Source organism: Limnobacter humi (assembly GCF_024518835.1).
Taxonomy (GTDB): domain Bacteria; phylum Pseudomonadota; class Gammaproteobacteria; order Burkholderiales; family Burkholderiaceae_B; genus Limnobacter; species Limnobacter humi.
On the sequence record NZ_JANIGO010000003.1, the window covers coordinates 359,046 to 381,791 of the forward strand.

The 22,746-nt window shown below is 58.3% G+C and carries 15 protein-coding genes; 5 read left to right on the plus strand and 10 right to left on the minus strand.

Annotated features, from left to right (window positions below):
• Positions 1–7 precede the first annotated feature (7 nt).
• From rpoD to NQT62_RS11060, 10 genes are all read right to left on the minus strand, one after another.
• Positions 8–2,710, minus strand: a complete 2,703-nt coding sequence (gene rpoD, locus NQT62_RS11015) for an RNA polymerase sigma factor RpoD (RefSeq protein ID WP_441007051.1) — start codon at positions 2,708–2,710, stop codon at positions 8–10.
• Between the two features lie 370 nt (positions 2,711–3,080).
• On the minus strand, positions 3,081–4,895 hold the full coding sequence (dnaG, locus tag NQT62_RS11020) for a DNA primase (RefSeq protein WP_256764753.1): 1,815 nt from the start codon (positions 4,893–4,895) through the stop codon (positions 3,081–3,083).
• 88 nt (positions 4,896–4,983) lie between these two features.
• Positions 4,984–5,433 carry a GatB/YqeY domain-containing protein gene (locus NQT62_RS11025; RefSeq protein WP_256764754.1) on the minus strand — a complete coding sequence of 150 codons (450 nt, stop codon included), beginning with the start codon at positions 5,431–5,433 and terminating at the stop codon, positions 4,984–4,986.
• Positions 5,434–5,470: 37 nt separating this feature from the next.
• Positions 5,471–5,683: a 30S ribosomal protein S21 gene (rpsU, locus tag NQT62_RS11030; RefSeq protein WP_256764755.1), complete on the minus strand. Its 213-nt coding sequence runs from the start codon at positions 5,681–5,683 to the stop codon at positions 5,471–5,473.
• Between the two features lie 163 nt (positions 5,684–5,846).
• Positions 5,847–7,091, minus strand: a complete 1,245-nt coding sequence (locus NQT62_RS11035; RefSeq protein ID WP_256764756.1) for a BaiN/RdsA family NAD(P)/FAD-dependent oxidoreductase — start codon at positions 7,089–7,091, stop codon at positions 5,847–5,849.
• Positions 7,078–8,037, minus strand: a complete 960-nt coding sequence (gene ybiB / locus NQT62_RS11040) for a DNA-binding protein YbiB (protein WP_256764757.1) — start codon at positions 8,035–8,037, stop codon at positions 7,078–7,080. Before ybiB ends, NQT62_RS11035 begins: the two co-directional genes overlap by 14 nt.
• Before the next feature lie 43 nt (positions 8,038–8,080).
• Positions 8,081–10,939, minus strand: a complete 2,859-nt coding sequence (locus NQT62_RS11045) for a nitrate reductase (protein ID WP_256764758.1) — start codon at positions 10,937–10,939, stop codon at positions 8,081–8,083.
• A gap of 2 nt (positions 10,940–10,941) precedes the next feature.
• Positions 10,942–11,301 carry a nitrite reductase small subunit NirD gene (nirD, locus tag NQT62_RS11050; RefSeq protein WP_256764759.1) on the minus strand — a complete coding sequence of 120 codons (360 nt, stop codon included), beginning with the start codon at positions 11,299–11,301 and terminating at the stop codon, positions 10,942–10,944.
• 10 nt (positions 11,302–11,311) lie between these two features.
• Entirely contained in the window at positions 11,312–13,771 is a 2,460-nt protein-coding gene (gene nirB / locus NQT62_RS11055) for a nitrite reductase large subunit NirB (protein WP_256764760.1), read from the minus strand.
• 325 nt (positions 13,772–14,096) lie between these two features.
• Positions 14,097–16,010 carry a CocE/NonD family hydrolase gene (locus NQT62_RS11060; RefSeq protein WP_256764761.1) on the minus strand — a complete coding sequence of 638 codons (1,914 nt, stop codon included), beginning with the start codon at positions 16,008–16,010 and terminating at the stop codon, positions 14,097–14,099.
• Between the two features lie 190 nt (positions 16,011–16,200).
• Between NQT62_RS11060 and NQT62_RS11065 the strand changes: the two genes are divergently transcribed.
• From NQT62_RS11065 to glcF, 5 genes are all read left to right on the plus strand, one after another.
• Positions 16,201–17,709 (plus strand): alkaline phosphatase D family protein, encoded by a 1,509-nt coding sequence (locus NQT62_RS11065; protein ID WP_256764762.1) that lies wholly within the window; start codon positions 16,201–16,203, stop codon positions 17,707–17,709.
• An 8-nt stretch (positions 17,710–17,717) separates the two neighbouring features.
• Positions 17,718–18,782, plus strand: a complete 1,065-nt coding sequence (tsaD, locus tag NQT62_RS11070) for a tRNA (adenosine(37)-N6)-threonylcarbamoyltransferase complex transferase subunit TsaD (RefSeq protein ID WP_256764763.1) — start codon at positions 17,718–17,720, stop codon at positions 18,780–18,782.
• Positions 18,783–18,887: 105 nt separating this feature from the next.
• Positions 18,888–20,378, plus strand: a complete 1,491-nt coding sequence (locus NQT62_RS11075) for an FAD-linked oxidase C-terminal domain-containing protein (RefSeq protein ID WP_256764764.1) — start codon at positions 18,888–18,890, stop codon at positions 20,376–20,378.
• 18 nt (positions 20,379–20,396) lie between these two features.
• Positions 20,397–21,473: a glycolate oxidase subunit GlcE gene (gene glcE / locus NQT62_RS11080; RefSeq protein ID WP_256764765.1), complete on the plus strand. Its 1,077-nt coding sequence runs from the start codon at positions 20,397–20,399 to the stop codon at positions 21,471–21,473.
• 6 nt (positions 21,474–21,479) lie between these two features.
• Entirely contained in the window at positions 21,480–22,736 is a 1,257-nt protein-coding gene (glcF, locus tag NQT62_RS11085) for a glycolate oxidase subunit GlcF (protein WP_256764766.1), read from the plus strand.
• The last annotated feature ends 10 nt before the right edge of the window (positions 22,737–22,746 follow it).

The window sequence follows — 22,746 nt, forward strand, 5'->3', positions numbered from 1 at the left end:
CCAAAACTTACTCGCCTTCCAGGAAGCTCTTGAGCTTGTCGGAACGGCTGGGGTGGCGCAGCTTGCGCAGTGCCTTGGCTTCAATTTGGCGAATCCGCTCGCGCGTCACGTCAAACTGCTTGCCCACTTCTTCCAGCGTGTGGTCGGTGCTCATCTCGATACCAAAGCGCATGCGCAGCACCTTGGCTTCGCGGGGTGTGAGCGAATCGAGCACGTCCTTGGTCACAAAACGCAGGCTGCTGTATTGCGCAGCATCTTGCGGTGCCAGGGTCACGCTGTCTTCAATGAAGTCGCCCAAGTGCGAATCATCATCGTCACCAATCGGGGTTTCCATCGAAATGGGTTCCTTGGCGATTTTGAGGATTTTACGAATTTTGTCTTCGGGCATTTCCATGCGTTCGGCCAGGGTTGCTGGGTCCGGCTCAATACCGGTTTCCTGCAAAATCTGGCGGCTGATGCGGTTCATCTTGTTGATGGTCTCAATCATGTGAACCGGAATTCGAATGGTGCGAGCCTGGTCAGCAATTGAGCGGGTAATCGCCTGGCGAATCCACCAGGTGGCGTAGGTCGAAAACTTGTAACCCCGGCGGTATTCAAACTTGTCCACCGCTTTCATCAGGCCCACGTTGCCTTCTTGGATCAGGTCCAGGAATTGCAGACCACGGTTGGTGTACTTCTTGGCAATCGAAATCACCAAGCGCAGGTTGGCCTCGATCATTTCACGCTTGGCCATGCGAGCCCGGTTTTCACCGGATACCATCTGCTTGTTGATGGCCCGCAGGTCGGTCAACGGCAGCGACACGGCGTCCTGAATGCTGCGCAACTTGCCCTGCAATTCATTGATGGCGGGAATATTGCGCACAAAGGTTTCAGACCATGCGGCGCTGTGGCCGGAAAATGCATCCACCCATTTGCCTGACACTTCATGACCGCGGAACTGCTCCAGGAAATACTCCCGCGGAATGCCCACACGGTTCACGCAGATGTCGTAAATCTCGTTTTCGAGTTTGCGCACACTATCCACCTGCTCACGCAGGATGCTGCACAAACGCTCCACTTGCTTGGCCGTGAAGCGAATTTTCATGAACTCGTCGGCAATCGCATCCTTGGCTTTTTTGTAAGCGGCAGAATTGTAACCACCATCGCCACGGGCCTTGGCCATTTTGTCAAACTGCTTTTCAATGTCGGCAAACACCGCCAGTGAGTTTTTCTTCAACTCCTCAAGCTGTTTGGCCGACATGCCTGAGGTGCTGCCGCTGCCTTCTTCGCCTTCCTCGTCTTCTTCATCATCAACGTCGGCTGAGGCCTCGGTGTCTTCAACGGGCAGGCTGTCGTCCATGTTGGGGTCGACAATGCCATCCACCACTTCGTCCACCGACAGAGTGCCTTCGGCAATTTTCTTGCCCAGGGCTACCACATCTTCGACAATGGCTGGGCAGGCGGAAATGGCTTGCACCATGTCTTTCAGACCAGCTTCAATCCGCTTGGCGATTTCAATCTCACCTTCGCGAGTCAGCAATTCAACCGTGCCCATTTCACGCATGTACATGCGAACTGGGTCTGTGGTGCGTCCAAATTCAGAGTCCACGTTGCTGAGTGCTGCCTCGGCTTCTTCCTCTGCGTCTTCTGCAGAAGTGCCCACGGGTGCATTGTCGTTCATCAACAGGGCTTCCGCATCGGGCGCCTGTTCGTACACGGTAATGCCCATGTCGTGGAAGGTGCTGACCATGGCTTCGATCACTTCGCCATCGGTCACTTCGTCGGGCAGGTGGTCGTTGATTTCAGCAAACGTCAGGTAGCCACGCTCTTTACCCATTTTGATCAGGGTCTTCAGCTGTGTGCGACGCGCTTCCAACTCCTGTGCCGTGGCTGTGCTGGACGACAAATAGGCTGAGTTGATCAACGCTTTGTCTTTGGCCTTGGCGCCCCGACCGCGCTTCACCGGAATGACCAGGTCTGCTTTCTTCGCGTCGCTGTCATCTTCCTCGGTCAACACATCGCTGTCGATGCTGTCATCGGCCACGCCACTTGCCTCAATGTCCTCGCCCTCTTCGAGCTCAGCCGCTGGTTTACCGGCTTTGGGGGGACGACCACGGCCCTTGGCCGCCACGGTTTCTACAACTTCAACCTCGGACTTGGGTTTACGTCCGCGCTTTTTTGGGGTCTCTTCAACTGCCATGTCTTGAACAATCGCTTCTTCAGCTTTGAGCGCACGACCACGCTTGGCGGGGGATTCCACCACAGGTGCAGGCGCCACGGATTTTTTCGGGCTGGCCTTGGCAGGTTCTGCCTTGGCTGCAACGGGTTTGGTGGACTTGCCAGGCTTGTCCACCGGTTTGGATTCTTTACTGGCCTTGGCTGCGGCTTTTGGTGCAGGCTTCGGAGCAACTTTGCCGCCAGCCTTGCCCGCTGGCTTTGGAAGCGCTTTCGCAGCGGGTTTTGCAGCGGCTTTTGCAACGGGTTTGGCAGGTGCTTTCGCAGCCGTTGCCTTGGCAGGTGTCGCTTTCGCCGGGGCCTTGGCTGCCGGCTTTGCTGGTGCCTTGGCAGCCGCTTTGGTCACCGCTTTGGTCACCGCTTTGGCCACCGCCTTCGCAGGCGCTTTCACGGGTGCAACCGCCTTCTTGGCCGGGGCCGCTTTTTTCCCAACACTGCCCTTGCTCTCAACCACTTTGGCACTCGCCTTTTTTGCGGTTTCTGTTTTCTGGGTCACTGCAGGCTTCTTGGCAGCCGCTTTTGAGCTGGCCGGGACAACCTTGTGTGACGAAACCTTCTTCCCTACCATTGACGACGCTCCCTTGTGCTTCGTGGATTGCCCGGCACTGTGATCTGCAGTGGACGGTGAATCTGGAATGTGGGTTTGAGAATGGGCGTTTTGCTGCACCGCCGAACGTTTGTTGCCAGACTTGCCTTTGTGGTCGGAATCGAGTTTCTGTTCCTGGTTTTTCGAAAAAATGTTGAGAATTTTGAACATTGATTCCCTTTGGAACACCGATTGAACCACTCAACACCGACAAACTGCCGCATGCCCAGCCTTGTTGGACTGCACATTGCGCGGGAAAAACCCGCACTCTAACCCTTAATTATAACTGATTAACTCGCTTTTGTTTGAGTTGCTGGAAACGCTGCATGCATTCGTGGTACCACGCCAACTGCGCCGGGTTATCGGGCAACTGTGCCGTGATCCGCTCCAGCTCTTCCTTGAACCACACCTCACAGCATTGATACACGCCAGAACGCAACTCGGTTTCAAAGTCGAGGGAATCGTCCAAACCACGAGCTTCACGCAACACTGCATTTACCCAGTTTTGGTGAACCTCGTCATTGAACGCATGTTGAAGCCTGGCCTCCAGTAAATTGGGATCTGTTTTAACTTTTGCAAGCAGATGAATAAAGCTGTGAACCTCGGTCTGTGGTTTTTCCTCACGCTCGTAGAGCTCAACCAACTCATCGCAGACATGAACCAACTGAGGCGCGCGAATCACCCGGGCAGCCAGACTCAGCAGGGGGGACTTGGCCGCGGGACGTGGCGGGCTCCAGGTATTTTCAAGCCTTTCGGCGCGGTATTTGCCCTTGCCTCTGGGCACAAAGGGTTCGCGCTCGGTGGTGCGCATTTTCAGGCCCAAATGCTGCGACAACTCCACCGGTGTGCTGTCCAGCAATTCAGCCAACCCCCTCAGCATGGACGAACGCAGCACGGTGGGTTGCATTTGCGCCATCAAGGGCTTTAAAAACGCAATGGCTGCGGCCTTGCCCTCAATTTGTTGCAGCGGATAATGCTGCTGAAGGTGGCGCGTCAGGAATTGGGACAGAGACAGTGACTGGGCCACCATGGCCTCAAAAGCCTCTGGGCCCTCGGTGCGGATGAAGGAGTCGGGGTCATGCTCAACCGGCAAAAACACAAAATCAGCCCGCTTGGTTTCGTTCACATGGGGCAAGCAGGCCTGTAACGCCCGCCAGGCTGCCTTTTGGCCCGCACCATCACCGTCAAAGGAAAAGACCAGCCGGTCGGTTTGCTTGAACAGCTTTTGAACATGATCGGGCGTCACCGCCGTGCCCAGTGTGGCCACGGCATTTTCAAACCCCCACTGCGCCAGGGCCACCACGTCCATATACCCCTCGGTCACGAGCACGTAGCCCATGCGGTGGATGGCCTGGCGGGCCTCAAACAGGCCGTATACCTCATGCCCTTTGGAAAACACCGGGGTTTCCGGGCTGTTGAGGTACTTGGGCTCACCCTGCCCCATCACACGCCCGCCAAAGCCAATCACCTGGCCTTTTCCATTGCGAATGGGAAACATGACCCGAGCACGAAAGCGGTCGTACCGCCGACCACCCTCTTCCGAGGTTTTGGTGAGCCCCGCCGTGTCCAGCAGGGTGTTGCTGGCGTAATGGTCAACAATCGCCTCCAGATTCTGGTAGCCATCCGGAGCGAACCCCATGCCGTAACGGGCTGCGATTTGGCCGGTCAGGCCCCGCCCTTTGAGGTATTCAATGGCCTCAGGGTGGCTTTTGAGTTGGGCTTTGTACCAGTTGGCCGCGCGGGTCAGCAATTCAACCAGTTGATCCCGCTCCGAACGCACCTCAGCGGGTATGTCTGCACCCTTCTCATAGGGCACCTCCAGCCCCATGCTGCCGGCCAGGTGCTCAACAGCTTCCGGGAAGGTCAGGCCCAAATGCTCCATGACAAAACCCACCGCATTGCCATGCGCGCCACACCCAAAGCAATGGTAAAACTGCTTGGAGGGACTGACCGTGAAGGAGGGTGATTTTTCGTTGTGAAACGGGCAAAGGCCTTGCAGGTTGGCACCGGCCGACTTGAGCTGAACGTAGCGGCCCACCACATCGGCAATGTCGGCGCGGTACAGCAAGTCGTCGATAAAACTTTGTGGAATCATGCCCTGAAGCTGCGGGAGAAAGGCTGCCAGCTATACCTGCGGCAACCGACGCCCACAGAATACCAATAAATGGTGAATGGAGGCGGCTTTACAGCGCCGAGAGAACTTGCTTGATGAGGGCGGACACTTTGCTCATGTCGGCTTTGCCGGCCAGACGCGGCTTGGCCTGCCCCATCACTTTGCCCATGTCTTGCGGCCCGGCAGCACCCACCGCGGCCACCACCTCGCGCACGACCGACAGAATTTCATCATCGGACAATTGGGCTGGCAGGTAGCCAGCAAGCACCGCCGCTTCCGCTTTTTCCGCGGCAGCAGACTCGAGGCGGCCGCCCTGCTCGAACTGAACAGCCGCTTCGTTGCGTTGCTTGATTTGCTTCTCGATGATGGCAAGAACCGCCCCATCGTCGAGGTCGACACGTTCATCGACCTCTTTTTGCTTGATGGCCGCTGAGAGCATCCGAAGCGTGGCGAGCTTGGCTTGCTCGCGGGCCTTCATGGCCTGCTTGATGTCTTCAAGAATTTGGGCTTTCAGCGACATGCGAACAACAGATCAGACTGTGTACGATCAAAAGCCATCAATACATTTTCTTCGGCAGCATCTGGCTGCGCAGGCGCTTGTAGTGGCGCTTCACAGCAGCAGCCTTCAGGCGCTTGCGCTCAGAAGTTGGCTTTTCATAAAACTCGCGCGAACGCAATTCGGTCAACAGACCGGTTTTTTCGATGGTGCGCTTGAAGCGACGCAGGGCAACTTCAAATGGCTCGTTTTCTTTAACGCGAACGGAAGGCATTCAGGCTCCAATCCAAAATGTGAGCGAATTATCAATTCACCACTACCCAAACAACCCATTGATTTGACTGAAATTTTCAGCAATAACCCAATGTGAAAGGGCAATAAGTGACAGCCAGAGATCTGGCAAAGACCGAAATCATACCACTGAAAAGCCTGTCCCCTCAAGCATTTTTGCTCAAAATGCCACGTGCGGCCGCCACACCGCTAGCCCAGGCCCACTGGAAGTTGTAGCCGCCCAACCAACCCGTCACATCCACCACTTCACCGATGAAATACAGACCAGAAACACGGCGGGACTCCAGGGTTTTGGGTTGAAGGTCAGCCGTACTCACACCACCGCGCATCACCTCGGCTTTTTTATAGCCTTCTGTGCCGCTGGGGCGCACAACCCAGGCTGCAACCGATGCCGCCAAGGGGCCCAATTGCTTCTTGCCCAACTCAGCGGCCTTGCGCTGGGCCCACAGCCCAACATCGGGGGCGCTCAACCAGTGTTGCAGCAGGCGACGGGGCCAATGCGGCAATTGTGCGGCCAGCCAGTTGTCGGCCTGCGCCTTGCTGCCCTGGGCTTGGGCCAACAAATGGGCGGTGAATGCGTCGGCGGTGTAATGACCGCCGCTGAGGTTCAAGACCAAGGGCTCGCCGGGGTTCCAATAGCTGGAAGCCTGCAAAATGGCCGGGCCGCTCAGTCCACGGTGGGTAAACAACAAGTCTTCGTCAAACCAGGGGGCCTGTGCTTCGCTGCCGCGGCTGCGCACTGGCAAAGTTACACCGGCCAGCTCGGTCAGCCCACCCCACTGTGCTGCATCAAACGTGAGGGGCACCAGGGCCGGCCGCTGGTCCACCAGCGCATGGCCAAACTGCTTGGCCACGCGCAAGCCGAAGTCGGTGGCGCCAATTTTGGGAACCGGCAAGCCACCCGTGGCAATCACCAGGTGGCGGGCTGTTAATGGGCCTGCTGTGCTGTCCAGTCGAAACAAGCCGTCGCTGTGTTGAACCTGCTGCACTGCATGGGGCTTTAACCAGTGCACCCCACCATCCCGACACTCGCTGGCCAGCATCTCGATGATGTCTTCGCTGCTGCGGTCGCAGAACAATTGGCCCTTGTGTTTTTCGTGATAAGGGATGCGGTGGCTTTTCACCAGGCTGATAAAGTCATCGGGCGTGTAGGCCGACAAGGCGGCACGGGCAAAACACGGGTTGGCCGACACAAAATTGTGCTCGGTCACCACCCGGTTGGTGAAGTTGCAACGCCCGCCGCCACTGATGCGGATTTTCTCGGCCAGCTTGTCGCTGTGGTCCAACAGGCCCACCCGCCAACCGCGCGCACGGCTACCCCGTCCCACCTGGGCTGCGCACATCAAGCCGGCTGCGCCGGCCCCCAACACCAACACATCAAAGGTTTGCATTCACCACCTGGGCAATGGCGTCTACCTGCCGGGCAAAACCATGTGGCATGGCTTGCGGGTCGGCCAACCAACGCTCAACCAGCCGCGCGGTGGCCTGTGCATCAATGTCGGGGTGGGGGTCGGGCTGCTCGGTGAACACAGCCTCTGGTTCGCTGATACACCAGGTGGCACCGGCCTTCACACCATCCATGCGCGGCACGCGGTAAGGGGCAGCCACAGGTTCTCCTTCGTGGGCACGCAGCACCAACGCGGTTTGACCCATGGCCTGCAGCACAGCCCGCTGCAGGTGCCAAAACTCGGGGTGGGTGTAACTGGTGACCAATACACTGTTGGTCAAGGAGGCAGGCACCAGCAACTTGACCAGTGTGTGCGTGCAATTGCGCACACCCAGGCGGTTGCGCAATTCGAGCAAGCGGGCCACCGCCGGGTTCAATTCAGCCATGGAGAGATACACGGGCGGACAGGGCATGGGCCACTGCAGGTGCTGAAACACCGCTGCACTGGTGACCCGCGCACCCGACTCGGTGCCCAAACCATGCACCAGCACCGGGTAACCCTGATGCGCCAGCAAACCGGCCAGCAATGGTGTGAAGTTGGGCTTGCGCCGCGCCCCGTTGTAACTCGGAATCACCACCACGGGCCTTCCAGTGCGCTGTGCCTGTTCATTCAGGCCACTCAGGGTAGATGACACCCGTTCGCTGCAAGCCGCAGGGTGTTGTGCAATGGCCTGAAGAAAACCGGTGATTTCTTGTTCGGTTTCGCCTTTGACCCGCAGCGCAATCAGCACCGCGCCCAGTTCAAGCTCAGGGACATCACCCCGCAAAATACCTGCAAACAGGGCTTGGGCTTGTTCAATGGGCAAACTGCGGGCACCGTCCTTGCCCCGCCCAATTTCTTTGATGAACGCGGCAGCGCTAAATGGGGTAGTGGACGACGGTGCAGACATGGCTTGGACAGGCTCGCGGTGTTTAACCGCTGGGTTGGTTATATCAGGATTGTACCAAGTTGGCTTGCTGGGCGTGTTGCACCAGCCGCTTGATCTCGGGTACGCATGAGCCACATTGCGTGCCACAACCCAACTCACCCTGCAGGCGTGTCAGACATTCCGCAGCCGACAGCGGTCCTTGGTCCAGCCAACTGGCACAGCGCGATTGGATGGACTCTTCGGACACGCCCACGCAATTGCAGACCATGCGGACCGCGGTGGTCTTCGCGCCCGGGGGTTGTGCCGTGGGGGCCAACAAGTAATTGCGAAGGGGCAATACATCCAATTGCTGGTCAAAGTGGTTGCGCAGCCAAATCTCGGACTGAACATCACCAGCCAAACAAACCCGGGTCAAGGTGGCCTCACGGGCCTGCGCATGGCCCTTCACCTGAAGGCCAATTTTCCGCATCGCACCTGTTTTGGGGTCGGAGTAGGACAGCACTTCCGATTCATTGAACTCAAACAACTGCAGCAGTTGCTCAAGCACGGCAGCCTGGGGCGCTTCCTCACAGGCGGCCCGAAACAATACACCCGGCGTTTCTCGGCCAACCGGCACACACACGGCCGTGTCAAAGTGCGCGAACAGATCACGGGCTTGCCGCCATGTGTGCAGCCAATGCGGGCTATGGGCAAACAACACCAATTGCCACGGCAGCTGGGCGCGCGCAATGTGAACCGCACTGTGCTTGAGCTCGGGCTGTTTGGAATACGGGTCGAATGCTTCGGTGGTGAGCGCATTCACACCCGCCACCCCCCCTTTGCCACCAAAAAACTCCGGGCCCCAATGCATGGGCAGTGCCGCCTGGTTGGGGGCCACGCTGTCATCGGGCTTGACCCGCAGGGTTACCGTGGCTCTGCGGCTTTTCACGCGCACCCAGCTGTGTTCATTCAAACCCAGGCGTTGGTAATCAGCCGAGTTCAATGCCAACACAGGCTCTGCCTCGTGCGAGAAAAACTCGGGCAAGGTGCCGGTGCGGCTGGCACCGTGCCACTGGTCACGCAAGCGGCCGGTGTTCAGCTTCCAGGGAAAACGGGCATCGGTGTCTTCGGCCACAGGCTCGTAGGGTGCAAACACAAACCGGGCTTTGCCACTGGCCGTCGGAAAGTTCAGGTCTTCGTACAAGCGCGCTGTACCCTGCGATGCACCTTCGGGCATGGGCCACTGTTGCGGCCCCAGGTGTTCAAGAATGTCATAGCCAAGGCCTGTGATGTCCAGGTCGCGTCCCCGAGTGGTTTCGCGGTGCTCCAGAAAAATATCCTCGGGTGTATTCCACGGGAACAAGGTTTTCCCAGGCTCAATACTTGAGCTTGGTACACCCCGCGATGCCAGCGCTTTTTCAAGGCGACGTGCAAAATCAACGACAATGGCCCAGTCATGGCGGGCTTCGCCATGGGGCGGCAAAGCCGAGCGCACTCGGCTAATACGCCGCTCGCTGTTGGTAACGGTGCCCTCTTTTTCGCCCCAGGTGGTGGCTGGCAACACCACGTCGGCATACTCCACCGTGGCGGGGGTCAGGTAGGCGTCCTGCACCACCACCAGTTCTGCCTTTTGCAAGGCACGCGCCACCTTTTGGGAATTGGGCAGGGAATGCGCCGGGTTGGTACAGGCCACCCACACTGCTTTGATGTCGCCTTTCTCCAGCCGGTCAAACAGTTCAACGGCGGTGGCACCGGGTGCGCTGCTTAGCTTCTTCACACCCCAAAAAGCTTCCATTTCCTGAATGTGTACGGGGTTGCTCAACTCACGGTGAGCCGGCAGCAGCGTGGACAAGCCACCCACTTCCCGACCACCCATGGCGTTGGGCTGCCCGGTCAAAGAAAATGGACCAGCCCCTGCGCGACCAATTTGACCAGTGGCCAGGTGCAGCGCAATCAGTGCCGTATTTTTATCAGTGCCTGTGGTGGCCTGGTTCAAACCCTGGCAATACAAGGAGAGTGTCTTGGGGCTTTTCGCGAACCAGGTGGCCGCCTGCAAAATATCGGCCTCTTTCACACCACAGACCCGTGCCGCCAGGGCTGGCGAGTACTCCGCCACGCCCCGGGCGTATTCATCAAAGCCTTCCGTGTGCAGGTTGATGGTGGCCATGTCCAGCCAACCCTGTTGCATCAGGATATTCAGCATGGCATTGAACAGCATCACATCTGTGCCCGGCTGAATTTTCAAATGCAGGTCGGCCATTTGCGCTGTGTCGGTGGTGCGCGGGTCGACCACAATCAATCGGTGATTGGGGTTTTGCGCACGCGCCGCTTCCAATCGCCGGAACAAAATGGGGTGCGCATAGGCGGTGTTGGAGCCTGCGATGAATACGCAATCGGCCAAAGCCACATCATCGTAACTGCAAGGTGGGGCGTCCGCCCCCAAGGTGCGTTTGTAGCCACTCACCGCGCTGCTCATGCACAGGCGAGAATTGGTGTCCACGTTGTTGGTGCCGATCAGGGCCTTGGCCAGTTTGTTGAACGCGTAGTAGTCCTCAGTCAACAATTGGCCACTGATGTAAAAGGCCACACTGTCGGGCCCGTGCTGGGTGATGAGCTCTGCATATTTGTCAACCACATGGTCGAGTGCATCATTCCAGGTGCCCGGGCTCACCGTTTGAGCCCGATCAGTGCGCATCAAAGGCTGGCTTGCCCGCACCTGCCCATACACATTGGCCTGCGCGGTTTCCGCCAGCTTGCTGCCCTTGCTGCACAATTTGCCAAAGTTGGCCGGGTGGTCTGGGTCGCCTTTTACACCAATCAACTCAATCACATCGCGACCATTGTGCTGCCGCCTTTCGGTGGTCACCACCACACCGCAACCCACGCCGCAGTAGGGGCAGGTGGTTTTGGTGTGCATGGTTTCCAGTCCGGTTACGGCAGTCATGGTCACATTCCCAGTGTCTTGATTTCGTCGATGTTGAGGTGTACCCGGCCGTCCACCACTTTCACGGCAAACTTGGCCGTGCAGCCCACATCAGGCTCGCGGGCACAGCCGTCGCTCAAGCCGATTTGCCAGTTGTGCAGTGGGCAGGTCACGGTGGTGCCGTGCACAATGCCTTGACTCAGTGGGCCTTTTTTGTGCGGACACTCATCCAGCAGGGCAAACACTTGTTCTTCGGCATTGCGAAACACGGCCACGTCTTGCCCTTTGGGGCGGCGAACAATGCGTGAACCCAGCACGGGGATATCCTCCACCGCGCACACGTCAATCCATTCCATGGTGATGTCTTCCTTGATTGCATTCATGACAGGGCCCTCATTCAACCACAACAGGGATGGAAATGGGCTTGAACTGGCGAAGATCCACCTGCGCAGCCTCCGGCTTGTGCCATGGGTCTTCTTCCAGGGCCAGTGCAGCTTGCAGTTCAGCCCACAAGGCATTGCGGTTGGCGACATCGTCAATCACACGGGCCTTCACATGTTCCATGCCCACCCGGGCCAGGTAGTGCACAGTGCGTTCCAGGTACCAACCTTCCTTGCGGTACAACTGCAGGAATGCACCGCTCACGGCCAGCACTTCTTCGGCGGTTTTGACGCGACACAAAAATTCAGCCACTTCAGTTTTAATACCACCGTTGCCGCCGATGTAAATCTCCCAACCGGAGTCCACACCAATCACACCCACATCTTTGATACCCGCTTCGGCACAGTTGCGTGGGCAACCCGACACCGCCAGTTTGACTTTGTGAGGCGCATACATCTTGAAAAGGGCGCGTTCAAGGTCAATGCCCATCTGCGTACTGTCTTGCGTGCCAAAGCGGCACCACTGGCTGCCCACACAGGTTTTGACGGTGCGCAGGCCTTTGGCATAAGCGTGACCACTGGGCATGTCCAGGTCTTTCCACACACTTTGCAGGTCTTCCTTTTTCACGCCCAGCAAATCAATACGCTGACCGCCGGTCACCTTGACGGTGGGGATGTTGTACTTGTCGACCACATCCGCGATGCGGCGCAGCTCGGCAGCGGTGGTTTCCCCCCCCCACATGCGCGGCACCACAGAATAAGTTTTGTCCTTCTGGATGTTGGCATGGGCCCGCTCGTTGATGAACCGGCTTTGCGGATCGTCCACCGCCTCACCAGGCCATGAGCTGATGAGATAGTAGTTCACGGCGGGCCGGCAGCTGGAACAACCATTGGGGGTGCGCCAGTTCATGCCGTTGAATACCTGTTCTTTGGTGGTGAAGTGGTGTTTGAAAATGGCATCGCGCACCACCTGGTGACCATGGTCGGTACAGCCACACATGGGCTTGGTTTTGGGTGTGGCCGAGTAGTCCGCACCTGCCGTGCTCATCAGGATTTGTTCGCACAAGCCCGTGCATGAACCACAGGAGGCACTGGCCTTGGTGTGTTTGCGCACCTCTTCAATGGTAAACAGGCCTTTGGTCTTGATGGCCTGCACAATGGTGCCCTTGCACACGCCGTTGCAACCACACACTTCGTCGGTGTCGGCCATGCGGCTGGCCTGGCTTTGGCCCTCATGGCCCACATCACCAATATTGCTCTGACCAAACATCAGCTTTTCACGAATTTCGCGAATGCTTTGGCCTTCACGCATCAGTTTGAAGTACCAGGAACCATCCACGGTGTCGCCGTACAGGCAGGCGCCCACCAGCTTGTCGTCTTTGATAACCAGTTTTTTGTAAACACCGCCAATCGGGTCGGACAGCAACATTTCTTCGGTGCCGTCACCGCCCATGAAATTGCCCGCTGAAAACAAGTCAACGCCTGTGACTTTCAACTTGGTGGAGGTGACCGAGCCTTCGTAGCGGCCAATGCCATACTGCGCCAAATGGTTGGCACACACCTTGGCCTGCTCAAACAGGGGGGCCACCAAACCATAAGCCACGCCCCGGTGGCTGGCGCATTCGCCCACGGCGTAAATTTTGGGGTCGGTGATGGTTTGTAGCGTGTCACTCACCACCACACCGCGGTTGCACAGCAAGCCTGCACTGGCAGCCAGCTTGTCGTTGGGGCGAATACCCACCGCCATCACCACCAGGTCGGCGTCCAGCTTTTCGCCATCGGCAAATTCAATCTGGGCCACGCGACCATCCGCCCCGGCATGCAGTGCCTTGGTATTTTTGGCCAGCAAAAATTTCAGGCCTTTGTCTTCCAGGCTCTTTTGCAGCAAACCCGCCGCAGTGGGGTCCAGTTGCCGCTCCATCAGCCAAGTGGGCAAATGCACCACACTCACATCCATGCCTTGAATGGCCAAGCCGTTGGCTGCCTCCAGGCCCAACAAACCACCCCCGATCACAATCGCCTTTTTGTAGCTTTTGGCAGCCGTCAACATGGCCTCGGTGTCGGCAATGTCGCGATACCCAATCACACCCGGCAAGTTGCTGCCGGGCACGGGCAATATGAAAGAATTGGAGCCCGTGGCCAAGAGCAATCGGTCGTAAGCAGCCGAGGTGCCGTCGGCGCATTTCACCACGCGCTTCACCCGGTCGATTTCAACCACTTCCTTGCCCACATGCAAGGTGATGTTGTTCTCCTGGTACCAAGCCCAGTCGTTCAACACGATTTCGTCGAAGGTTTGCTCTCCAGCCAACACGGGCGAAAGCATGATTCGGTTGTAATTGGGGTGTGGCTCTGCCCCGAATACGGTGATGTCGTACAACTCGGGGGTGAGCTTCAGCAGCTCTTCCACCACCCGAATACCGGCCATGCCGTTACCGATCACCACCAACTTCTGCTTATGAACAGACATCAGCATTTTATTCACCCAATTCCGAACCAAAAAAAAACGGTGCCCTGCCACCGAAGCAGCGGGACACCGTTGTCCAACTCCGCAAGCGCAAGGCTCTTGGAGACCTGTCAATCCACCTGTGGACCGCCGCCGTTGACGACCCACGCCCCTGTATATGCAAGGGGTGTGCCAGGGTTTAATGGGGAGGAATTGCACCGAAAAGAGGACGAAAACCGCTATTCATGCGCCCAAAGGCTGCATGGGGGTGCAAGTTCGTCAAATTTGGTGAATTGGGTGGGCACCCAGATAGTGCAACGCACCATTCCTTGCAGAATGGTGCGCCGGGGTTGAATTACTGGCCGCAGAAACCTGTGGAGTCGGTGACCGTGTTGGGCAAGGCCACGCTGGCACTCACATTCACAGGCACTGGAACACGGTTGAAACTGGTCAGAAACACTGGGTTGTAGCCCTGCAGGTTCAGCGTCAACTTGTCGCCAGCCTGCAAACGCACCGAGATACCGGGCAATTCCAGCGTTTTTTCGCCGTAACCCTTGATGGGCGTGATTTGGTCATGCAGCACGGTTTTCGTACCATCCGCGCGTTCCAGGCCCAGGCCAACGAATACCTCGGGCGCTTCCGGCGAGGGCAAGCCCACAGGCTCCACCTTCACGGTGGCCTTGGGTACACCCACATAGCAGCCGGGCAGGTTGGCATTGTTCAGGTCCACATACACCGGCTGTGCCAATTGGCTACCCTGTGTGGACGACAAGCCCGAAGGCACACCCAACAGGCCGGTGACAACCTGGGTGGACGCCGTGAATGCCGAGGCAGCACGCAAACCTTCCAGCTTGGGGCGGTCTGCCCCTTTGGCTTGGATGGCCACTGCGGTGGGGTCTGGCCGGCTGTCTTCCAGCACCGCCGCAATCTCCGGTACCGGCACAGGGTCAAATCCCAGGTAGGTTTTGGAGTTCGCTTCGTTCTTGCCGATCAGGTTTTGCACCAAAAACTGAAACATCATGTCCTTCAGGGGAATCACACAACGGCCGGTGGCTTGGTCATACAGGGTAGCCGGACATTGATTCTGCGCGGTTTTGAGCCACACCAGGCTTTCATTGAAGGCGTACTTGGCGCCGGTGCCAGCCAACTCGCCAGCAGGGTCCTTCTGAATTCTCAAAGCGCTCAGGCTGTGGCCATACTTCACAAACAGCAACTTGCTGTCAGCATTCACCTTGCGATAGCACTCAAAGTTCTGCAAGCCTTCCCGCAAGTTGAACAACACGTCGGTGGCACCCTGCACAAAAAAGGCTGGAATGCTCTTGAGGGTCATGCCGTTGGGCAGGTTCTGGGTCAGATCGCAATAGGACACCGCTCCTTGAGAGCCTAGCCGTTTGACGATGGTGTCATTCACCACACCGGTGGTGTTGGCTTCCACCAAACCTTGAATCAGGAATTGGTCATAACGGCCTTTGTTGCTTTGGGCACCCGCAGCCACCAGTCCATCCAGGTACGCTGTTTTGGGCACACCGCCGGGGTTCAGGCTGTAGCGCAAGTCATACCAGGTTCCACCGGGCACCATGGCGTCCACCCGGCCATCCAGCCCCGCGCCAATCAATTGGAATGCACCGCCATAACTGCGGCCAATCGTACCGACCACGGGGTCGGGTGCATTGCCTTTGGTTCTGTAGCCCAGGTTGGGCAAATTGGCCTGCGCCCAGTCCAGCACGGTTGAAAAATCCTTGCCTTCAATGTTGGGGTCGAGAATGCTGACATTGCCCCCGGAATCACCGTGGCCCCGCTGGTCATAGGAAATGACGTACCAGCCCTTGCGCCCAGCCACAGCGTTCTTTTGGTTGTATGCCATTTGCAGCACATCAACGCCGATCTCGGATGTTTGTGTGGCTTCATCAAAGTCCAGGCTGGTGGTGCGGCTGCCGCCAAACCCATGCGAGTGCAGAAGCAATGGCGCCGCCTCACCCTTGGCCAAGGTCGGGTAATAGACCGTTAGGGCAATGTCGGTGCCGTCAAAGGCTTTGATGGTGACCTGCTCAACCTTGGCGGCATGCCCCACCGCAGTGGCCGAATCTTTGACCTTGATGGGCGTACCGACTTCGGCGGGTGTGACTGGCGTGCCAGAACCACCGGTCGGAATACCCGGGGACTCGGAGCCGGACAAACAGCCCGACAGACTGGCCACGGCGAAGAGGCCCAACGCGAGCTGGCGCAGGGTAATGCTGTGTGCGCCGCTGGCGCTGCCCTTGAGAAACATGAACTGTCTCCAGATTGTCATGATTGTTGTGTGTAGGTAATACTCGGTACAGGCCAACACAGATTCACCCCACTGCGTCGGCTGGGCGACACAACAGAACGAACCCACCAGAATCCATCCGGGCCCGCTCGACCATCACCCGCAGCACAAACTGCCTAGGCTGGGCGTTTTCTCCTGTGAACACCACGCCATGCCCAACACCAACACACTGATGCTGGGCCCACTGCTGGGCCTTGAATCCGATACCTTGTACACCGTGTGCTTTGCCGCACCCACCACCGTGCAACAAGCCTCGGTGCGCCTCCAACAAGGTGGACAAGCCACCGACCGACCTGCGCAATGTTTAAGCACCACGGCCCAGTGGGGTTTTTGGCGCGCAGACATTCAAGTGCCCACCAGAGCCACAGCCCAACAGTGCGCGTACGCCGTATTGCTTGATGGCGTTGTTGCCACCAGCCAACAAGGATTGTCCCAGTGGGTTTTTGAAGTGCCGGGCAACAGCCAGGCGCCCCGGCTGGCCTACGCCTCTTGCAATGGTTTTTCCGACCCCAAATTGATGAAAAACACCGCAGAGCCTTTTGCCCTGTGGAAAAAATTGCTGAACGACCATGCCAAGGCCCCCATTCACCTGCTGCTGATGGGCGGCGACCAAGTGTATGCAGACAGCCTGTGGGGGTCTGTGCCACTGCTCAAACGCTGGAGCGCTTTGCCCAAAGACCAGAAATGCACACTGAAGCCTGCCAGCAAAGAACTGGCAGCCCTTCAATCGGCCTATGTCAACCTGTACCTGGAACGCTGGAATGAACCCAGTACTGCACAAGCATTGGCCACCATACCCAGCCTGATGATGTGGGACGACCACGACATTGTGGATGGCTGGGGCAGCTACAGCGACGACCTGCAACAAAGCCCTGTGATGCAAGCGGCTTTTCAGGCGGCCAACACGGCATTTCAGCTCTTCCAACTGCGAGGCCGTTCAACCAACACCACACTGCTGGCGCCCCAGGCAGCCCACCACTCGGCACTGCTGCGGTTTCGCGGGCTTAACATTCTGGCGTTGGACAACCGCAGCGACCGCTGTCTGAACCGCATCATGAGCGAGCCCCATTGGCAGACGGTCATCAACACCCTGAACACCCTCACCAACGGCGATCTACTCGTCATGAGTGGCGTACCGGTGGTGTACCGGGATTTTTCATTTGTGGAGCAAACACTGGACACCCTGCCCGGTGATCAGGAATTGACCGATGACCTGAAAGACCACTGGCGTGCCCGCGCCCACCAGGGTGAACGGGCACGGTTCATCATGCGCCTGCTGGACAATGCGCGGCAGCGCAAGGCCAGGCAACACCAAGCCCGCACAGTCATTTTGTCCGGGGATGTGCATGTGGGCTGTCTGGGTGTGGTGCAGGACACCACGGGCCACTCGCCAGTCAACCTGCACCAAGTGGTGTCCTCCGGCATTGTGCACCCAGCCCCCAATGCCCTGCAGTGGGCGGGCATTCTGGCAACAACGAATGATCGCGACGAAACCTTGGACGAAAACGGCCATGTGCGCAGCCGCATGCTCACCCCGTTTGGTAGCAGCACCTATTTGCGCACGCGCAACTACGCCACACTGCAGGAAGGCACCGATGGCAAGCTGTGGGTGAACTGGGTGTGCGAAAATGGAAACCAACCCCATTACCCGCTTGCTTAGTACCCCCAATGGCTGCTGCCCCACAACTCGTTCTCGGTTTTGAAAGCTCCTGCGACGAAACCGGTGTTGCCCTGTGCACCACCGAGGGCACTATTTTGGGCCAAGCGCTGCATTCTCAAATTGCCATGCACAAAGACTACGGCGGCGTGGTTCCGGAGCTGGCCTCGCGAGACCATATTCGCAGGCTGATTCCCCTCATGAACCAGGTGCTGGCGCAAAGTGGCAAAACCCTGCAGGACGTGGATGCCATTGCAGTCACCACAGGCCCAGGCCTGCCGGGTGCGCTCATGGCGGGCACTGCGTTTGCCACCAGCCTGGCCATGGGGCTGGGAAAACCAGTCATTCCGGTGCACCACCTGGAAGGACACTTGTTGTCGCCGTTGTTATCGGCCACCTCACCTGAATTTCCTTTCACCGCCTTGCTCGTGAGCGGTGGGCATTCTCAACTGATGGCCGTTCAAACCCTGGGCCAATACACCTTGCTGGGCGAAACCCTGGACGATGCAGCGGGCGAAGCCTTCGACAAAACCGCCAAAATGATCGGATTGCCCTACCCGGGCGGCCCAGCCTTGTCCGCGTTGGCCGAACGAGGCGATCCAACACGCTTCAAACTGCCCCGCCCCATGCTGCACAGCGGTGACTTCAACTTCAGCTTTTCCGGCCTGAAAACCGCGGTGCTGACCACTGCCATGAAGTTGGCTGGTGTGGCCCAGCCTTCAGAAACCATGGTGCTGAACCCGCAAGACAAGGCCGACCTGTGCGCCAGTTTTCAGGCTGCCATCGTGGACGTGTTGGTGAAAAAATCCATCGCTGCCACCCGAGAAAGCCAGCACCAGCGCTTGGTGGTGGCCGGTGGTGTGGGCGCCAATAGGCTGCTGCGCACGCAACTGACTGAAGCGGCCAGCAAACGGGGCATCCAGGTGTATTTCCCAGAGCTCAGCCTGTGCACCGACAACGGTGCCATGATTGCGTTTGCGGCAGCCCTCCGCTTGAAAGCCAACCCCAAGCTGCTGAACCGACAGGATTACAGCATGCAAACCCGCCCACGCTGCCCGCTGAACACGGCCCTGTAAGCCTTCAGAAGAGCCGCCCCACACCCCGGCCCCCGGGCATACACCAATGCTCAAAAACCCCCATTTTTGGGTATTCTATGGGGCTGAATTCAGGATGTACGCACCATGAACGCCCCCACCGAACCGTTTACGTTGAACAATGCCCTTCGCCAACAGGTGATTGAGGGTTTAAATGGCATTCTGCCGCCACACGCCGTGCTTCACGAGGTGGAGGACACCCGGCCTTATGAATGTGACGGCCTAAGCCTGTTCCGCCAGCTGCCGCTGGTGGTGGCCCTGCCCGAAACCGAAGCGCAGGTCATTTCCATTCTCAAGCTGGCGCGTTCATTGAATGTACCCGTGGTGGCGCGCGGCGCCGGCACGGGTTTGTCGGGCGGCGCACAGCCGCACCCCGCAGGCATTTTGCTGGGCATGGCCAAATTCAACAAAATTCTCGACATCGATGTACCCTCCCGAACGGCCAAAGTGCAGCCGGGTGTGCGCAACCTCGGCATTTCCGAAGCGGTGGCACACCTCAACCTGTACTACGCACCCGACCCCTCCAGCCAAATTGCCTGCACCATTGGCGGCAACGTGGCCGAAAACAGCGGCGGTGTGCACTGTTTGAAATACGGCCTCACCGTGCACAACGCGCTCAAAGTGCGTGGCGTTACCATCGACGGCGAGGTGGTTGAATTTGGCTCGGAAGCGCCCGACTGCGCGGGCATTGACCTGCTGAACCTGGTCATTGGTTCGGAAGGCATGTTGGCCGTGGTGACCGAAGTAACCGTGAAGCTGGTGCCCAAACCCGCCCTGGCACAGGTCATTATGGCCAGCTTTGACGACGTGGCCAACGCGGGCAATGCCGTGGCCGCTGTGCTGGCTGCGGGCATTATTCCCGCTGGCCTGGAAATGATGGACAAGCGCGCCAGCCAAATGGTGGAGCCGTTTGTGAACGCAGGCTACGACACCGAGGCCGAAGCCATTTTGCTGCTGGAAAGCGATGGCACGCCAGAGGAAGTGGCCGAAGAAATCGAAGCCATGAGCCGCGTGTTGAATGGCTGTGGTGCCACCGCCATCAAGGTGTCGCAGTCGGAAGCCGAGCGCGTGAAGTTTTGGGCAGGCCGCAAAAATGCATTCCCGGCCGCGGGCCGTGTATCGCCCGACTATTACTGCATGGACGGCACCATTCCCCGCAAACGCCTGGCCGATGTACTGCACGCCATGGCCGAGATGGAAAAGAAATACAAGCTGCGCTGTGCCAACGTGTTCCACGCGGGCGACGGCAACCTGCACCCGCTGATTCTGTTTGATGCCAACATCCCCGACGAAGTGAAACGCGCCGAAGACTTTGGTGCCGAAATTCTGGAGCTTTGCGTGGAAGTGGGTGGCACCGTCACCGGCGAACACGGCGTGGGCATCGAAAAAATCAACCAGATGTGCGTGCAGTTTTCACGCGCAGAGCTGGATGCTTTTTTCGCGGTGAAAAAGGCCTTCGACGAACCCGGCCTACTGAACCCAGGCAAAGTGATTCCAACCCTTCAGCGATGCGCCGAATACGGTCGCATGCACGTGCACCACGGCCAAATGCCGTTTTCCGACATTCCCCGATTCTGATTCAGGCCTGGCCCCTTCATGAGCGACTTTCTCGACCACCTGTGCAGCCGTGTTGAAACGGCTGCACGCCATGGCACACCACTCCGCCCGGTGGGCGGTAACACCAAACAGTTTTATGGCGGCCCGCTGCAAGGCGAGGAAATCAACCTGTCGGAATGGACTGGCATCCTGGCCTATGAACCCACCGAATTGGTGATCACCGCCAAGGCAGGTACACCCCTGCACACCATCGAAGCCGCATTGGCCGAACACCAGCAGGAGCTGGCCTTTGAACCGCCCCGGTTTGGCACACAGTCCACCATCGGCGGTGTGGTTGCCAGCGGCTTGGCCGGCCCGGCCCGCCTGGCACGCGGTGGCGTGAAAGACTATGTGCTGGGTTGCACCCTGCTGGATGGCAAAGGCCAACTGCTGCACTTCGGTGGCGTGGTCATGAAAAACGTGGCGGGCTACGATGTGTCCCGGGTCATTCCCGGCAGCCTGGGCACCTTGGGCATTGCGGTGGATTTGTCCATCAAAGTGCTGCCCAAAGCCGTCGCCGAAGCCACCCTGCAATTTGAGTACAGCGAGGCCAAAGCGATTGAGCAAACCAACGACTGGCTGGGCAAGCCCCTGCCCATCAATGCCACTGCCTGGGAAAACGGTTTGCTGACTGTTCGCTTGCGCGGTGCCCGTGCAGCGGTGGATGCAGCAACCAAAGGGTTGGGCGGTGCCGTCATGCTGCCCCCGGCTGCCGATGCATTCTGGAATAGCCTTCGCGACCAAACCCACCCCATGTTCACAACCCCAGGCGACGTGTGGCGCCTTGCAGTTCCCGCCACCCGGGAGCCACTCAACCTGCCCGGCCACAGCCTGCACGAATGGGCCAGTGGCCTGCGCTGGCTGCGCCCTGCTGAAGGGAGTACCGTGGAACAGATTCGCAGCGCAGTGCAAGCTGTGGGCGGCCATGCCACCCTGTACCGCAGCAGCACGCCCGAACACCGTGCACAGGCATTTCACGCACCGGCCAAAGCCATGGTCGACCTGCAGCGCCGCCTGAAACAACAATTCGACCCCGCTGGCATTTTCAGCGTGAACCGCCTCGCCCCCATTCTGTAAGCCGCCATGGATACCCAACTCGCCGACTGGATTAAAGACACGCCCGAGGGCCAAACCGCTGAAGCGATTTTGCGCAAATGCGTGCACTGCGGATTTTGCACCGCCACCTGCCCCACCTACCAAATTCTGGGTGATGAACTCGACAGCCCGCGCGGCCGCATTTACCTCATCAAACAAGTGTTGGAAGGCAAACAAGTCACGCGCAAAACACAACAACACCTGGACCGCTGCCTCACCTGCCGCAATTGTGAAACCACCTGCCCGTCGGGCGTGAAGTACGGTCAGTTGATCGACATTGGCCGCAAGGTGGTCGATGAAAAAGTGGACCGTCCTGCTGGCGAGCAGTTCAAGCGCAATGCCCTCAAAACCCTCATGACCACACCGGCGCTGTTCAACACCGGCATGGCCATGGGCAAGGCAGTGCGCGGCATTCTGCCCGCCAGCATCAAGGCCAAAGTACCGGCCAGCCGTTACAACCCGGGCTTTGCCAGCAACACGCACAGCCGCAAGGTGATTTTGTTGAAGGGCTGCGTGCAGCCCGCCATGGTGCCGTCCATCGACAATGCCACCTCCGTCATTCTGAATGCACTCCAGATTGAAAGCCTCGTGGTGTCGGAAAGTGGCTGCTGTGGCGCGGTGAAATTTCACCTGAACGATCACGACGGCGGCAAGGCCCAAATGAAAGCCAATATCGACGCCTGGTACCCGCTGCTGGCCAGCGGCCAAGCCGAAGCCCTGGTGATGAATGCATCGGGTTGTGGTGTGACCGTGCGCGAATACCACCACCACTTCGAGCACGATCCAGCCTACGCAGCCAAAGCCAAGCTGGTGTCCGACAAAACCATGGACATCGGTGAGTTCTTGCTGAAACAACAAACCGAATCGATCAGCGCTTTGAGCAACACCGTCAAAGCGGCCATGGTCCAGCAACGCATTCCCCAACGCATTGCCTTCCACCCGCCCTGCACTTTGCAGCATGGTCAACAATTGAAAGGCGTGGTGGAAGGTTTGTTGGTCAAGCTCGGCTTTGAACTCACACCAGTGGCTGAAAGCCACCTGTGCTGCGGCTCTGCCGGCACCTACTCTGTGCTGCAGCCCGAGCTTTCAAGCCAGTTGAAACAACGCAAACTCAACAACCTGATGGCCGGGAAACCACAAGCGATCGCCTCGTCCAACATCGGTTGCTTAACGCACCTGGAAGGCAGCGCCAATGTGGACGTGCGCCATTGGGTGGAGTGGGTTGCGCAAGCGCTGTCGTCGTAAAATCGAGGGT